A 16,288-nucleotide genomic window follows, 5' to 3' on the forward strand; every position below is an offset into this window, starting at 1 on the left:
CTGAGCGTATTTTATACTCAGCTTGTTTTAAGCCGCTGGATTTGAGTTGGGGGGATCTGACTTTTTTTTACGTTGTGCTACACGACTAGAGGTAATGGTACAGCCAATCGATGCACTGACAATGGTCAGTAGCGCGAGGTATTGATTCCACTGTAAATGTTCACCCAAGAAAATTAAACCAGATAAGGCGGCAATAGCAGGCTCTAAACTGGTGAGGGTCCCAAAGCTGAGTGAACTCATATTCCGTAGAGCGATCATTTCAAAACTAAAGGGCAAGGCACTGGCCAGTACTGCAAGTGCAAAGAAGCTCAATAAAAAATTTGCATCAGTCAGCATCGCTAAGGCTGGTGAAAAAATCAGAAAGGGCAATAGAATGATTGCGCCAACGAGCATGCCCAAACAGACAGTATGTGGGCCGGACACCCCAGAGGGTTTTTTACCTGCCACAATATACAGTGCCCAACATGCACCTGCGGTCAGTGCATAGGCGACACCCAATAGATCAAGGTCTGCTGCGCCTTTTTGCATGGGAAATAATAAGACTATGCCTAAAATAGCCAGACAAACCCAGATGAGGTCAAACTTCTGTCGGGCATAATATAGGGCAACGCCCAAGGGACCGACAAATTCAAAAGATACCGCAATACCCAAGGGTAATCTAGAAATCGCGGAATAAAATAAGATATTCATACCTGCCAAGGCGCAGCCATAGCTCAGTACGGCAGACCAGCGAACTTGGTGAAAATGAATCCGCCAAGCACGAAAAACCACAATGAGTATCAGCGCGCCCAATAAAATCCGCATGGCAGCGACGGTCAGCACAGGAAAATGTTGAAACAGCATTTTGGCCAAAGAACCACTACTTTGTATAGAGATCATGGCTGCAATGAGAAAAAGCAGCGATTGGAAATAACCAGAAGATTTAGCTGTAGACATGGTCGCATCCAAATGAAAAGCTGAACAAAATTCTCAAGCCGATAACACCGAAAGCAACGGAATTTAGGGGCAAAAGGTTCTATTTGACAAGCTTAAACCATAAGCTTTGAGCACGGCAATGATTGAGACAAAATAAAAAACAAACACCCCGATGACTATCTCAGCATCGGGGTGTTTGTACGATGTGTTCTATTAAAAAGAGTAGTAACATCGATTGCATAACTTAAACACTGAGCATGCAATGTTTCAATGCAAAGTTGCTAAAACTTTTAGAATAAAACACGTACGCGGATAGTGCCTTCAACTTCATGCAAGGTATCGAGTGCTTCTTGTGATGCAGTTGCATCAACATCCATGACCAAATAGCCGACATCACCTTTGGTCATTAAAGACTGACCAGAGATGTTGATGCCATGTTCGGCAAAGAGTTGGTTAATTTTAGACAAGACGCCAGGCACGTTTCTATGGATGTGCAATAGACGATGTTTGCCTTCAGTTAATGGCAAGGCGATTTCTGGGAAGTTTACAGCAGATAAGGTCATGCCTTTGTCTGAATAAGCGACAAATTTTTCAGCGACTTCTAAACCGATGTTGGCTTGTGCTTCCATGGTTGAGCCACCGACATGTGGTGTCAAAATCACATTGTCCAAACCGCGTAACGGTGAAACGAACTCTTCGCCATTGGCTTTGGGTTCTTTCGGGAATACGTCGACTGCTGCACCGGCAAGGTGGCCAGATTGAATGGCTGCGGCTAAATCTTCAATCACCACACAGGTACCGCGTGCTGCATTAAGGAAGATTGCACCCGGTTTCATTTTGGCAAATTGTTCTTTGGTAAAGAAATTACGAGTAGATGGCACGTCAGGAACATGGAGTGTGACCACATCTGCGGTACCGAGTAATTCATCTAAAGAACCCACTTGGCGGGCATTCCCCATCGGTAGTTTGGTGACGGCATCATAATAAATAACGTGCATGCCCAAGCTTTCTGCCAAAACAGAGAGTTGCGAACCAATTGAGCCGTAGCCAACAATCCCTAGCGTCTTACCGCGGGTTTCAAATGAACCATTGGCAGATTTGTTCCACCCCCCGCGATGACAAGTGATCGATTTCTCAGGAACACCGCGAAGTAATAAAATCGTTTCAGCAAGCACTAATTCTGCCACTGAGCGGGTATTGGAATAGGGTGCATTAAAGACTGGAATACCACGTTCCATCGCCGCATGGAGGTCGACTTGGTTGGTCCCGATACAAAAACAGCCAACAGCGATCAGCTTGTTGGCTGCGGCAAAAACGTCTTCAGTCAATTGGGTGCGAGAACGAATCCCAATGAAGTGTGCGTCTTTGATGGCTTCTTTTAACGCATCACCTTCTAAAGCAGTTTTGTGGTAATCGATGTTGGTATATCCAGCTGCGTTGAGAGTGTCAATTGCGTTTTGATGCACTCCTTCCAACAAGAGGAAACGAATTTTATCTTTTGGTAGAGATAGATGTTGGCTCATTACGGCTCCGCTACAAAGGCCAAATTTGATCGCAGTATCATAACATATCAATAAAGCTATAGAAATTTGCTTTATGGTTTTGCTTGCTGATATTTTTTAAACTTATAACTTATTGATGTGCGTTTGATGGGAGTTTCGCGGCAAGATGCTGCAAGATAAATCTACGCCTATTTTTATACTAAGCCTTTAAAATCAATATATTAGTAAATATTTAGCGGCATTTCGGGGCTAAAAAACGGCAGTTTTAGTCTGTTGGGCTGCGATCAATATACCGTATACTACGGCACATGATGCACGGTGAATGTGCAGTTTACGGGTGATGTACGCTGATTTTACCGTTGACATCGTTTAAGATGGTTTTATCTAAGATGGCTTTAGGCCATCAGCCTGTGCATGAAATTTGCTAAACTGATTGCGCTCGCGCTCGTATAGTCGGCTTTCACAGCGGTTATACGCTTTCTTTCTTCTGTGTCTTCTTTATCATCAGGTCCGCCATTCATGAATGCTCCAGTCGCCTTAGCCCCTGAATTACTTACCCAACTGACCGCTATTGTGGGTGAAAATCGTATTAAAACCGATGCCGATAGTCTGCAAAACTGGGGGCGCGACCACACCAAACATTTTGATCCCAATCCATCGGTAATTGTTTTCCCATCGAGCACTGAACAAGTACAAGCCATTGTAAAACTTGCCAATCAATTTCATGTTGCGATTACACCAAGCGGTGGTCGTACTGGTTTGTCTGCCGGCGCTGTTGCCAGCAATGGTGAGATTGTGTTGAGCTTAGACAAAATGAACCAAGTGCTGGACTTCTTACCCGCAGACCGTATGGTGCGTATCCAAGCTGGTATGGTGACGGAGCAATTGCAAGATTATGCCGAAGCACAAGGCATGTACTATCCCGTGGATTTTGCTTCAGCAGGTTCATCGCAACTGGGCGGTAATATTGGCACCAATGCAGGGGGCATCAAAGTCATCAAATATGGCATGACCCGTAACTGGATCTTGGGGCTAACCGTGGTGACTGGTAAAGGGGATATTTTACGCCTCAATAAAGGCATGATTAAAAATGCCACAGGCTATGCGATGCAACATCTATTTATTGGTGCGGAAGGGACTTTGGGTATTGTGACCGAAGCAGACATTAAACTTGAGCGTCAGCCACACGACTTACAAGTACTGGTGCTCGGGGTACCTGATTTTGCCGCCGTGATGCCAGTACTGCATGCTTTCCAGTCTAAAATTGATTTAACTGCTTTTGAGTTCTTTGGCGAATTGGCAATGCAAAAAGTGTTGGACAATGGTCATGTGCAACGTCCATTTGCCAGTGAGTGTCCATTTTATGTCTTGCTTGAATTTGAAGCCCCTTATGAACCCATCTTAGATGCCGCAATGGAAATCTTTGAGCATTGCATGGAACAAGGCTGGGTGCTAGATGGTGTGATGAGCCAAAGCTTAGAACAAGCACAAAGCTTATGGCGCTTACGTGAAGATATTTCAGAATCAATCGCGCCGTTTATTCCTTATAAAAATGATATTTCTGTATTGATTAGCCATGTACCAGCATTTATTGCCGATATCGAAGCCATTGTGGAACAGAACTATCCAGACTTTGAAATCTGCTGGTTTGGTCATATTGGTGATGGTAATTTGCATTTGAATATCTTAAAACCAGCCAACTTAAGTAAAGATGAGTTCTTTGAAAAATGCCAGCAAGTAAATACATATGTATTTGACATTGTGAAGAAATATGATGGTTCAATCTCTGCCGAACATGGTGTGGGCATGACCAAAAAACCATATTTAGGCTATAGCCGTTCTGCTGAAGAAATTGAGTATATGCGTGCTTTAAAACAAGTGTTTGATCCAAATGGCATTATGAACCCAGGAAAACTGTTTGATTTAAAAGCCTGATCTTGATTACAAGCCTAAGTTCGGTTTACAAACTTGGGCTGGTCTTGAACATGAGCGCTAAACTGCTCGTCAGCTGGGACTGATGGGCAGTTTTTTATTACGCAATTACTGCACAGAAATTTTGTGAACTGGTTAAAATAAATCAGCAATGAATGGAGAGAAATATCATGCGTATGATGCTTTTGGGCACGATGATTTGTACCGTCGCTTTATCGGCTTGCTCATCTTTACCGAATTTACCGACATTAAAGAAAAAAACAGAAGTGACAACAGTACAACCGGCTCACAATGCACAAGCTGTTGCCAACCAAACTACAGCCCTTGATCCGTTGCAACAGGTGATGCAACAACAACAGGGGTTGAGTGATGATGTATTGGGCGTCTCTCTAGCCTTGGTTTATAACCGTGCAGAAGCACCAACAGCTGCACAAGTCACTGTCACGCAAACAGGTTTATTGGATGACTCAGTCAGTGCGATCCGTACGGTATATCAGTTCAAGAAACAAGATGATGCCTGGCAGCAATTGAGTAAAAAAGAAAGTTATCAATGTGCCCGTGGTGCCAAGAGTAAAGGCTTCCAAAACGAATTATGCAGCTAAGCTCAGAGGGCGAGCTTGAGAAGCGGATTAGATGAAGCGCTTGATTAGACTAGGCGCTTGATTAGAGCAATATCAGATCAAGTGATCAGATCAAGTTATTCGGTCTAGCGATCTGATCAGGTGCGCTAAGACATTTAAATTGAAACAAGCCGTAAATTGAAACAAGCAGCCGCTGCTGCTTGTTTTTTGCTTTTTGAGCAGGGCATTCGATGCAGTGCCGTACTTTAAGCCGAGATGGTTTTTAAGGACTTAATATAAGATTGTGCTTCAATCTCAATAATTTCCGTACAGATTTGCAATTCAACGCTGCTGTCGGCATGGTATTGTGCCGCAGTTAAGACCTGATCAAGACAGGCTGCAAGCTGTTGTTGTTGCGCCAAATCACGACCTTTTAAGATATAAAATTGCGCATGAATATAGGCCTGATCTTGTTCATTTAAACCAATCACGGCCTGTGCATCAGTTTTGATACGCGATTTAATTTCTTGGCTGGTCTTGAATAAACCAGTTTGGTATAGCGCCTGATTGGCTTGCAATAATAAAGCTTCGGGCTGCTCAACACGAACATTGCCTGAATGGCTGATCATTAAATGAGGCATATAAGTTTGATCACACTAAACTAAAGTGCTCAGCTTAATCGAGTTGAATGCAAAAGAACAGTATGTCAGGCAGACATACTGTTCGTGCTTGCTCTTTTTTATAGCAACGCGGTGTTTTTTATAGCAACGCAGTGTGGTGATTGTATCGCGATCTGGTTTTACACCGTTAGTTGTTCTTGTTCTTGCTGATACTGCAAGTGCCAGAGGCGGGCATATTTGCCTGCTTGTGCCAAGAGTTGTTGATGATTGCCTTGTTCGATAATTTTCCCTTGTTCTAAGACGATGATTTGATTGGCTGCCACCAAGGTCGATAAACGATGGGCAATCACAATCACGGTTTTATGTTGCACCAATTGATTAATCGCGCGTTGTACCGCGAGTTCACTAAAGGTATCGAGTGCCGCCGTAGGTTCATCTAAAATGACAATAGGTGCTTCTTTGAGTAAGGCGCGTGCAATGGAGATGCGCTGTTTTTCCCCACCCGATAAACTGCCTCCAATATCCCCGATACGGGTTTGATAACCCTCAGGAAGACGCATAATAAAGTCATGGCATTGGGCCCGTTTTGCCACGGCAATAATCTGTTCATCGCTGGCATCTTCTTTGGCCATACGAATATTGTTGAGAATAGTGTCATCAAATAAATAAACGTCTTGGAATACCACGGAGATATACGACATCAGTTGGTTCGGGTCCATGTCACGGACATCAATGCCACCGATTTTAACCTGACCTTTTTGACAGTCCGCATAGCGCATGATCAATCGGGTCAGGGTGGTTTTGCCACAGCCAGAATGCCCGACCAGTCCTGTCAAAGCATGTGCTGGAATGTGCAATGAAATATCTTCCACCGCCCAAGCATCATCTGCTGCATATTGGAAGCTGACCCGATCAAACTCAATATCAAATGCATTCGGACTGAGCGGCTGGGCAATGGTTGTCAATGCCTTAATGTTGAGCATTTGGTTGATACGGGCATAGCCTGCTTCAACCAGACTAAAGAACAGCGTCATCGACGTAAATGCTGCAATTGGTTCTGCAAAACGGATAATAATCACCAACATCGCGATAAAGTACATGTCAGCACTATATCCTGCCATCACCAGCCAGAGCCCTATTGCCACGGCAAGCAGTAGTCCTATTTCAATGGCAGAGGTCACAATAAGATTGGGTTTACCACCTTTTTGATGACCAATACGCTGAGCATGATGAACTTTTTCAATCATGGGAAAGAGGCGCTGTGATTGTTGGTCTACACAATTGGCGGCTTTGAGTACGGCGAGTCCTTGGGTATATTCGACCAATTCGGCATTGAGTTCAGCATTGAGCTGACTCATTGCAGTCATGCCACGGTCATAAGCAGGTTTACGCCAACGATATAAAGGCAAAATAGCTGGGAAAATCAGCAGAATAATCAGGCCAATTTTCCAGTCAAAAAATAGCGTCACCACCCCCACGGTAATTGGCACCACCAGCGCATACAGCATAATACTGACGATGGTGAGGGTATAATTGATGACTTCATCGGTGCTCCCGGCAATGGTTGCACTCCATTCACCAGCGCGTTTTTTAGATAAAAGCTGTAGTGGAATTTGTCTTAATTTTTCGCCGAGTTGTGTACGCAATATATGTTGTGCCTGTGCCGCATGACCATTGTAGTCATAATCCTGTGCCAGCCAGCGCAGCAATGAGCTTAAAATAACAAATAAAATCAGCGCATACAGCCACCAAATCAGGGGCTGAGCCTGCTGTTGTTGTAGCGCGCGAAATATAGGATACAAACAGCTAAAGGCGAGCCCTTGGCTAAAGGCAGAGGCGGTCATGAGCCAAAGTGCTTTACGTAAATTGGGCTGTTCTTCTCCCGCAGCACGTAGGATTTGCTGATAAATTTCTCGAATAGAATGGCGTTGCGGGTTATGAGACATGATTTTGCGCTCCCTGTAGAGCTGCGCTCGTCGTTGGCGACGCGGGCTGTGGGTCACTGCTGATATCGATATGCCAATCGCGCGCTTGTTGAAAGGCTTGCCACAGTTTGGCATAGGCGCCATTTTGCTGGATTAGCAGATGATGCGGTCCTTGTTCAATCAATTGCCCTTGATCGAACATTAAAATTTGATCGGCATGTTGAATGGTACTGAGGCGATGGGCAATCATAATCACGGTCTTGCCTTGCATCAGATTTTTTAAGCCCGCCATGAGTAAGGCTTCATTTTCAGAGTCTGCAAAAGCTGTGGCTTCATCTAAAATTAGGATTGGGCGATTTTGTAAAATGGCTCGGGCAATGGTGATGCGTTGGCGCTGCCCCCCAGACAAGCTGGTTCCACGTTCGCCGACTGCTGTGTCATAGCCATCGGGCAATGCCATGATAAAATCATGGGCTTGTGCCAGCCGTGCTGCCGCCTCAACATCTTGATCACTGGCATGGGCTAAGCCCAGTCGAATATTGTTGCGAATGCTGTCAAAAAATAGAAAATTATCTTGAAAGACAAAAGCCACATTGGACATGAGCACTTGACTACTCATCGCCCGTAGGTCGACATTGCCAATTTTAATTTGACCACTGTCGACATCCCAAAAACGTGCGAGTAATTTGGCTATGGTAGATTTTCCGGCACCAGAGGCACCCACCAAGGCGGTAAAACTCAAAGCAGGCACATGAAAGTTAATGTCTTTGAGTACAAGGTCTTGTTGTGGGTTATAGCGAAAATTGACCTGTTCAAAGCAAATATCATACTGCTCTGGACGCTGGGTCAATTCTGGCTGAGGCAGTGCCGGCACAGCAAGTAAGTCTAAAATACGGGTCGCACTGACTTTTGATTTTTCAATCAAATGATACAAACTCATATAGGGCATTAATGCTTCGACCATACCCGTTCCCAGCAATAGACTAGCAACCAGTGCCTGCGTACTGATTTGCTCGTGTAGCCATAGATAACTCCCCGCAGCCAATAAGATCACAAAGGTGGGCAGTGGGTTGAGAATCAGCATGGACAGGCGTGCTGCTGGACCACTTTCCCGATACCACCGGGTCAAAATCTCTTTATAGGACAGCAATGCATGTTCATAACGTTTAAAGGATTTTTGCCCGCCGTCAAAGGTGCGTACCACAGGCATCGCTTGGACATATTCAATGACAGCGGTGTTGACGTTTTCACGTGCAGTATTGTAGAGCTGGTTCATTTCTTGATGATTGCGCATCACCAAAGACATCATGATCATGCCACACACTAAAATAACCAGTGATAGCAAGGCCATACGCCAGTCGAACCATAACAACGCGGCAAAGGTGAGCACAGGTACAACATAGGCACGGGCATAGAGAGGTGTGCTGTCGGCAACAAAGGAATGCAAAGCACGGACATCATCTTGCATGACTTTGCTAATCGCACCGGCACCTTGCGTGGTGACATAGCCCAAGGGGAGTTGACCTAGATGTAGACTCATCTGTTTACGTAAAATTTCTTCGAGTCGATAACCGGCATAGTGTGATTGGCTAAATGCTTGTAGACGCAGTACATAGGCAACAATGGTGAGCACAATGAGGCTGATCAAGGTCCAGCTTAGGGTTGACCATTGTTGTTGTAATAGCGCTTGTACCAGATAGGCGATAGCAACCAGTAACGCGACGGTTGCTATCGCAGAGAGTGTGGACAGTAGAATGGCAAAGTAGATTTGCTGCTTGACAGGCGCGATGATGCGCCAGTTGGGGTCTTTAGACATGAGGATTCATTTTTATAAATGATAATCATTATCATATTGCTAGTTTGTTTAAAAAATCAATAGTAAATCAGCAGCTTCAATTAACTTTGCTATTGGCATAGGGATTTTAAATGCCGCTACCAGTTGGGGCAGCACACAGCAAAACAGCCCTCATCAGGGCTGTTTACGGGTGGGGAATTATCTATAGCGTGTGTAGCACTGATGCGTTTTAATCAAGCCAAACGCCATAACGCGAGGAGTCCGCTGAGCACCAAGAGCACCACACTGACATACCACGGTGCAATGATGGCAATGGCGAGTAAAATGGCCATGATGCTAGCAAAAATCCAGCTACGGCGTTGCTGTTGTTGCATCTGTAAACGTAGATTTTGCATCTCACGCAGTTGACGTTCTTGCCATGCTGATTGGTTTTTTAATCCATTTAAGCTGTCGATCATGAGGCTGGGTAAGTCCTGCGCCCCTAAGAGTAGATCCGGAATTTGCTGACCAATTTCTTTGATATTTTTGATAGGGTTCATATTGGCTTTGACCCATTCGGTCAAAATCGGTTTGGCCAATTTCCAGATATCTAACTGCGGATACAAATCTGTGCCCAAGCCTTCGACATGGACCAAGGTTTTTAGCAGTAGCATCAGTTGTGGTGGTATTTCTAAGCGGAAACGTCGTGCAATATCCATGACTTGCAGCAAGATGCCAGCAAAGTCGAGTTGGTCCATTGGTTTCGAGACCATGGGACCGACGGTACGACGCATTTCACGTGCTAAGGCATCTTGATCGGTACCCGGTGGAATCCAGCCAGCTTGGTGCACAATTTGAATTAACTGCATGAAATTGCTATTCATAACCGCCAATAACATGCGTGCTACCGTCATCTGGTCTTGCTTGGACAACTCGCCCATGATGGCACAGTCCAAGGCGATATAGCGTGGATTGCTTGGATTGAGGGTTTCCACAAAGACATTGCCAGGGTGCATGTCGGCATGGAAAAAGTTATCGCGGAATACCTGCGTAAAGAAAATGGTTAAGCCTTTTTCTGCCAAGTCGGCACGGTCCATGCCTAAACGATCAAAAGTCGCTGTATCGGAAATCGGCACACCGGTAATTCGCTCTGCCACCATGACGTCTTTACTGTCCATGTAGACTTCGGGCACATACATCATGCTGGAGCCAGTAAAGTTATGGCGCATCAAGCGGGTGTTTTCTGCTTCTAAAGTGAGATCGAGCTCATTGAGAATGGTTTGGCGATAATCCTGAATGATTTCACTCAAATGTAATGCACGTGCTGCTTCTAAACGGCTTTCGAGCTTGTCACCTAACCATTGTAAAATTTCAAAATCTTGTAAAATCTGCTGACGGATATCGGGGCGGGTCACTTTGACCACGACTTCCCGACCATCATGTAATGCCGCCGTATGGACTTGTGCTACCGATGCTGCCGCCAAGGGTTGTTCATCGAAGCGGGCAAATAAAGTATTGAGATCGGCTTTTAAGGAATCTTGAATACGTTGCTTGAGCACATCGACAGCATAGGGCTTGACACGGTCTTGCAATAACACCAATTGAGATAACACTTCAGGCGGGATTAAATCACGTCGGGTTGAGAGCAACTGACCGAGTTTAATCGCCAGCGGTCCCATTTCTTCTAGTGCAAGCTTGAGTTTAAGCGGGTTGTGACGCTCTTTGCTCGACCATGCCGCAGGATGGAGGCGAATAATCGCCATAATCCGCTGTGCTTTTTCCGGTAAGTCTTCAGCAGGAAACAACGTGTCGAGTCTATAGTGCGCGGCGATGCGCCAAAGTTCGAGTAAACGTGAAACATGCGGAATCATAAATGCACTTACCTAGTTTTGCTGTGAGGAAAAACGCGCTTGCAACTGTTGAATTTTAGCAGCAAGACGATCGATATTTTGATTGAGTTGGCGGGTAGCTTGTTGTAAGTCATCCATTTGCCAACGTGGTGCCAACACACCAAGATCTTCTTTGACGAAGTCTTGGGCATAAAACAATTTGCTGTGTAGATTGCGTTTGAGCACATCGGGCAGTCTCTGCACTTTGGCGAGATGATGTGCAGCATTGGGACCAATCCAAGGGCTTAAATGCGCAGCCAGATCTGGTTCAGCCTGTTGCATGATCTGTTGTAGCGTTTGGAGCAGGTGATAGTCACCTTGTACTGGTAAAGTGCCGACGTTATCGCTCAGCAATAAGCGCGCTAAAGCCACCACATCTGGCACTTTTAAGCTTGCCGTTGCAGTATTGAGATGCTGTGCTTGATCAAATGGGCGTTGTTCAAAAATACTGCTGCTGTTGTGCTGACCAGTGGCAGTCGGCTCAAGGCGCACACGCCCTAAGTCAAAGTACACATCGACCGACAAGACCGGGTGATCGATGATGACCCGTAGCATCTTGCCGTGTAATTGATTGAGCTGGGCACGCGTAATACTGTCTAAGTCGATGACACGATTTATAAATGTTTCAGCAGCACCCAGTGCAAGTATCGACCACATGGTAAATCCTGTCTTCGCCTCGGTATTAAAGTTTAAAGCCGCGATGTACTGCAACAATGCCGCCGGTTAAATTGTGATAATCACAGTTTTGGAAACCAGCACTTTCCATCATGCCTTTTAAGGTATTTTGATCAGGGTGCATACGGATTGATTCTGCTAAATATTTATAGCTTTCAGCATCATTGGCTACAATTTTGCCCATCAATGGTAATGCGGTGAAGGAGTATAGATCATATAGCTTGGCAAAGGGTTCAAAGATGGGTTTGGAGAATTCTAAAATGAGTAAACGACCGCCTGGTTTGAGTACGCGATACATTGCCTCAAGTGCTGCGTCTTTATCGGTGACGTTACGTAAACCAAAGCTAATGGTCAATAAATCAAAACTATTGTCGGCAAAAGGTTCTAAGGTTTCAGCATTGGCCAAGACAAAGTCGACGTTGCTGCAACCAGCATTGAGTAAGCGGTCACGACCAACATTGAGCATCGATTCATTGATATCGGACAGAACCACTCTCCCTTGTGGTCCGACTTCACGGCTAAAGACTTTGGCTAAATCTCCTGTCCCGCCAGCGATATCTAAGACCTGTTGACCACGTCGAACGCCGGACATATTGATGGCAAAACGTTTCCAGAGGCGATGAATACCGAAAGACATGAGATCATTCATGACATCGTATTTTGCCGCAACAGAGTGAAAGACCTCAGCGACTTTTTGTGCTTTTTCTTCGCTATTTACGGTTTTGTAGCCAAAGTGCGTGGTTTCTCCGACATTGTTGGTTTGTGCACCGCGCGGTAGATTATATTTAGCAATATTTTGAGCGTGTTGTGTGTTTTGAGCAGTACTTTGCTGTGCAGTCTGTGCCTGTAGGCTTTGTTGTTGGCCTTGGGCAGTGCCTTGCGGTAAGGGTTCAGTCAAGAAAGGGCTCGCATTGTCTTGTGGGTTTGCCGGTGCGGTTGGACTGGGCTTTTGATTTTCTTGAGACATGGGAGTCACTCCTCAACACAAATAATAGTAAAGCTAGCAAGAGTTGCATGTTGCATAATGACAGATTCTGCAACTTTTTACAGCGCTCAACTGCAAATGTTATGAATAATATACAGAAAAATGAATATACAGAAAAAAACCACAGCAATGAAGCATTGCTGTTGCAGATTTATCCGCTCACACGGTTGTGAGTCTAGCGTTAGCCCTAGACTGCGCTCAGTCTACAGCACTTCAAGCAGCAGACTTGGGCACACCCGAGCAAAGGGATTGGCATGACCCTGATGTACTGCCGCGACAATTGCCCGTTCTTGTGCAGTAAAGTCATTGATAAATACCGTGGTCGATTTCATGGCTTTGACGGCAGCCAAGCCTTCACCAATAAAGTCGTACATGAGCTGGAAATTATGCTTATAGGCCACCGCTTTACACATTTTAAAGGCAGTTTGGATCATAAATGAGCGCAGGTATTTATCCAGTTGAATGCCCAAACGATCGAGCAAGGCCAATTGTTCTAGCCGGGCTTGTTCTTGGTTTAACTTGAGCAACGTTTGCAACATCATGGCATCCGTGATGACGCTGTCTGCCGGATAATCTAGCAGCAGTTGCTGGGCAATCTGTTCATCGAGTTGCATAGCCAAGACAGCGAGGCGAATGGTGAGAATACCAGTATCAATGGCTTGATCGGGGAGTACTTTTTCAACTTTGTGTGCATGTTTCAACAGGCGTTTAATCTGCTGCGCTAGGGCATCAAAATCCGGCCCCCCATATAGGCGGTTGATAAAAAACTGCGCCATCAATTGGTGATTGGGTGCCGCAAATAAATCCTGATGGGTATATTCGATGCGCTGTTTGAGCCACAATTGTGCATCGGTCAAACGTTGTTTGAGCTGCGGATTATTGTGATAGAGAAATTGTTGGTATTGGGCGAATAGGTGATCTAGTTCAGCCAGTTTAGACATCGTATCAACTCAAACTTAAATAACGCGCACAGCATAAACGGAGATTGCACAATAGGCTATGACGATGTGTATATGATTGCGCTAAATTTGGTCAGCATGTTGCTGTTCTCGGTGTGTCTGGTGCATAGAACGGGTCTGGCAAATTAAGCCATCATGTTATTTCTATTAAATATTTCTGACAATTAACATAAAATCATTATTCAATTGAAATAAATAACATTAGTCTGAGTGAATTGTGTGAAGGATCGGTAAATGATCTGCAAAACACAGGTCATTCATTATTTTTAGAACAATAGAGCCTTATGATTGAACAACATAAATTTGAACTCATGGATGCTGAGCAGCTCACCTTAAAGCTGATCGAGGCGCAATATACCCTTAAAAACTCGCGCGGGACCGATCATGCCAAAAGCCTCGTGGTCATTGTCAGTGGGATTGAGCTTGCCGGTAAAGGCGAGGCAGTGAAACAATTACGAGAATGGCTCGATCCACGTTATTTACAAGTCAAAGCCGATATTCCCAATTTATTTACCCAGAAACAAAGTTTTTGGCAGCCTTATGCGCCGTTTATTCCAGCAGAGGGTGAAATTCAAATCATGTTCGGCAATTGGTATAGCGATCTACTCGCCACCGCCAATCATGTCTCAGAACCTTTTGATGTGTATTTATTTGATGATTATGTGGAGCGGATGCGGGCTTTTGAACAGGACCTTAAAAACAACCACTGTGATGTCATCAAGATCTGGTTTGACCTGTCATGGAAGTCGCTGCAAAAACGTTTAGATCATTTGGCACCCGCCGAACAACGCTGGCATAAATTGCACGGTCTCAATTGGCGGAACAAAAAACAGTATGATAACTTGCAACGCTTGCGTCAGCGTTTTACCCGTGATTGGATTATTATCGATTGCGAAGATGCTGCAGTCCGCGACCAAAAATTTGCCCAATATGTGTTGCAGGCCCTGCGCCATTTGCCCAAGCATTATGAAAACGGTGCCGATTTATGGCAACAAGCACAGATTCCCGAGGCCTTGTTGCATCCTCGTCATGCGCCTACAGATCAGGCTGACTATAAAAAACGTCTCAAAAAACTCACCAACAAAGTCGCTGCTGCTTTGCGCAATGACCAGCGCCGTATCATTATTTGTTTTGAAGGCATGGATGCAGCCGGTAAAGGCGGCGCGATTAAACGGATTGTCAAAAAACTCGACCCCCGTGAATACAGCATTTTTACCATTTCTGCACCAGAAAAATTTCAGTTACGCCATCCCTATTTATGGCGGTTTTGGAATAACCTACAAGACAAAAGTAATATTCTCATTTTTGATCGCACTTGGTATGGGCGCGTGCTGGTTGAACGGGTTGAAGGTTTTGCTACTGCCAAACAATGGCAACGCGCTTATGCGGAAATCAACCGTTTTGAAAAAGACCTCAGTGATAATCAGACCTTATTGATTAAATTTTGGTTGGCTATCAGCAAAGACGAACAAGCATTACGGTTTCAGTCTCGCGAGCAAACAGCGCATAAACGCTTTAAAATTACCGATGAAGATCGACGCAATCGCAGTAAATGGCCAGAATATCTGGATGCCGCCGCCGATATGCTGGCGCTCACCGATACCGACTATGCACCGTGGCATGTGATTGCCACAGATGATAAGTACACCGCACGCTTGGAAATTTTAACTGCTATTCTGGCACAACTGCTTGCGGCAGATGGTTAATGGCACTGATAAGTTTGCAGGGATCTGGTGGCAGGTAAGCCCCTATAGCACGAAATAATTGGCTAAGGGGGCTCAACAGCTTTAGGATGGCTTTTGTAGCGTCGCTTTTTTAGGATTGCTTTTGTGTAGGATCTTGATGTGCAACAGCTGGATGTGCAACAGTTTGCTTAAACTGTTTGTTTTGAATGTCTTTGGCAAGTTTATAGCAATCTTCTACATGGGCAGATGCGATTTTTTTCATCACGGCATAGCCCATACCTGCTGCAACCGCTTGACCGCCTAAGGGGACAAATTTGGTCACTTGTTTGGCGAGCATTTTGGTGACAAAGTTATTGATCGATTTTTTAATCGCAGTACGTGCCAAGATAAAACCTGAGAATTCGATCCCTCGTTTACGTAGTTCATTCCAATGTACTTTTTTGGTTTCAGGATCATAAACACTGACTTGTTCTGGTGCTAAACCAAAACGACTGTTAATTTCTGGGATTAACTGCGATAACATACTGACATCAATCAAGACATCAAAAAATGGAATCGGCACAACAGCGACACCTGCAGAGATATAAGAACGCTTTTGAACCATATCGAGACAATCTTGACGTACTTGCTCTAAGTTTAAGCTAGGGTCAATACTTTTAGAAATATTATCAATTTTCATAAGTTTACTCATCTAAAGCGGTTTTGTACTATCGAGTTGAGTGGCGAGCGAGGTATTTGAGCGGTTGACCACAGGCGCGCTGAAGTCGTCTCAATGGGCATGAGATGCATCATGTTGTTTAGACGGTCAGGTCTAAAGTTATAATTGTATACCATTTGCCCAGCAGTATTGCTGGGGGAAATTTAGCA

At 44.9% G+C, this 16,288-nt stretch carries 14 protein-coding genes; 3 read left to right on the top strand and 11 right to left on the bottom strand.

Annotated elements, in window-relative coordinates:
• Positions 1 to 27: 27 nt before the first annotated feature.
• The 3 genes from BFG52_RS01515 to BFG52_RS17365 form a co-directional block, all read right to left on the bottom strand.
• Positions 28 to 936 (bottom strand): EamA family transporter, encoded by a 909-nt coding sequence (locus BFG52_RS01515; protein WP_067551661.1) that lies wholly within the window; start codon positions 934 to 936, stop codon positions 28 to 30.
• A gap of 269 nt (positions 937 to 1,205) precedes the next feature.
• Positions 1,206 to 2,438, bottom strand: a complete 1,233-nt coding sequence (serA, locus tag BFG52_RS01520) for a phosphoglycerate dehydrogenase (protein WP_067551662.1) — start codon at positions 2,436 to 2,438, stop codon at positions 1,206 to 1,208.
• A gap of 374 nt (positions 2,439 to 2,812) precedes the next feature.
• Complete coding sequence (locus BFG52_RS17365; RefSeq protein ID WP_267284032.1) at positions 2,813 to 2,938, bottom strand: hypothetical protein; 126 nt, start codon at positions 2,936 to 2,938, stop codon at positions 2,813 to 2,815.
• Here BFG52_RS17365 and BFG52_RS01525 point away from each other — a divergent pair.
• Both BFG52_RS01525 and BFG52_RS01530 read left to right on the top strand, forming a co-directional pair.
• On the top strand, positions 2,937 to 4,352 hold the full coding sequence (locus BFG52_RS01525) for an FAD-binding oxidoreductase (RefSeq protein ID WP_067551665.1): 1,416 nt from the start codon (positions 2,937 to 2,939) through the stop codon (positions 4,350 to 4,352). The two genes, BFG52_RS17365 and BFG52_RS01525, sit on opposite strands and share 2 nt — an antisense overlap.
• Positions 4,353 to 4,519: 167 nt before the next feature.
• Complete coding sequence (locus BFG52_RS01530; RefSeq protein ID WP_067551668.1) at positions 4,520 to 4,951, top strand: hypothetical protein; 432 nt, start codon at positions 4,520 to 4,522, stop codon at positions 4,949 to 4,951.
• A gap of 224 nt (positions 4,952 to 5,175) precedes the next feature.
• Here the strand turns inward: BFG52_RS01530 and BFG52_RS01535 are convergent, their stop codons facing one another.
• The 7 genes from BFG52_RS01535 to BFG52_RS01565 all read right to left on the bottom strand — a co-directional run bounded on the left by BFG52_RS01535 (position 5,176) and on the right by BFG52_RS01565 (position 13,718).
• Positions 5,176 to 5,550, bottom strand: a complete 375-nt coding sequence (locus BFG52_RS01535; RefSeq protein WP_067551671.1) for a tautomerase family protein — start codon at positions 5,548 to 5,550, stop codon at positions 5,176 to 5,178.
• A gap of 158 nt (positions 5,551 to 5,708) precedes the next feature.
• Complete coding sequence (locus BFG52_RS01540) at positions 5,709 to 7,475, bottom strand: ABC transporter ATP-binding protein (RefSeq protein ID WP_067551674.1); 1,767 nt, start codon at positions 7,473 to 7,475, stop codon at positions 5,709 to 5,711.
• On the bottom strand, positions 7,465 to 9,270 hold the full coding sequence (locus BFG52_RS01545) for an ABC transporter ATP-binding protein (RefSeq protein ID WP_067551678.1): 1,806 nt from the start codon (positions 9,268 to 9,270) through the stop codon (positions 7,465 to 7,467). Before BFG52_RS01545 ends, BFG52_RS01540 begins: the two co-directional genes overlap by 11 nt.
• Positions 9,271 to 9,482: 212 nt before the next feature.
• Complete coding sequence (locus BFG52_RS01550; protein ID WP_067551681.1) at positions 9,483 to 11,099, bottom strand: ABC1 kinase family protein; 1,617 nt, start codon at positions 11,097 to 11,099, stop codon at positions 9,483 to 9,485.
• 12 nt (positions 11,100 to 11,111) lie between these two features.
• Entirely contained in the window at positions 11,112 to 11,774 is a 663-nt protein-coding gene (locus BFG52_RS01555; RefSeq protein ID WP_067551684.1) for a ubiquinone biosynthesis accessory factor UbiJ, read from the bottom strand.
• Positions 11,775 to 11,799: 25 nt separating this feature from the next.
• Complete coding sequence (ubiE, locus tag BFG52_RS01560; protein ID WP_067551688.1) at positions 11,800 to 12,759, bottom strand: bifunctional demethylmenaquinone methyltransferase/2-methoxy-6-polyprenyl-1,4-benzoquinol methylase UbiE; 960 nt, start codon at positions 12,757 to 12,759, stop codon at positions 11,800 to 11,802.
• A 221-nt stretch (positions 12,760 to 12,980) separates the two neighbouring features.
• A complete protein-coding gene (locus tag BFG52_RS01565; protein WP_067551691.1) occupies positions 12,981 to 13,718 on the bottom strand; it encodes an FFLEELY motif protein in 738 nt (245 codons plus the stop codon).
• A 302-nt stretch (positions 13,719 to 14,020) separates the two neighbouring features.
• Between BFG52_RS01565 and pap the strand changes: the two genes are divergently transcribed.
• The gene (gene pap, locus BFG52_RS01570; RefSeq protein ID WP_067551694.1) at positions 14,021 to 15,442 is read left to right on the top strand and encodes a polyphosphate:AMP phosphotransferase; all 1,422 of its coding nucleotides are present in this window, start codon (positions 14,021 to 14,023) and stop codon (positions 15,440 to 15,442) included.
• A 109-nt stretch (positions 15,443 to 15,551) separates the two neighbouring features.
• Here pap and BFG52_RS01575 read toward each other — a convergent pair whose 3' ends face one another.
• A complete protein-coding gene (locus BFG52_RS01575) occupies positions 15,552 to 16,100 on the bottom strand; it encodes a hypothetical protein (RefSeq protein WP_067551697.1) in 549 nt (182 codons plus the stop codon).
• Positions 16,101 to 16,288: the final 188 nt, after the last annotated feature.

The organism is Acinetobacter larvae, from assembly GCF_001704115.1.
GTDB lineage: Bacteria > Pseudomonadota > Gammaproteobacteria > Pseudomonadales > Moraxellaceae > Acinetobacter > Acinetobacter larvae.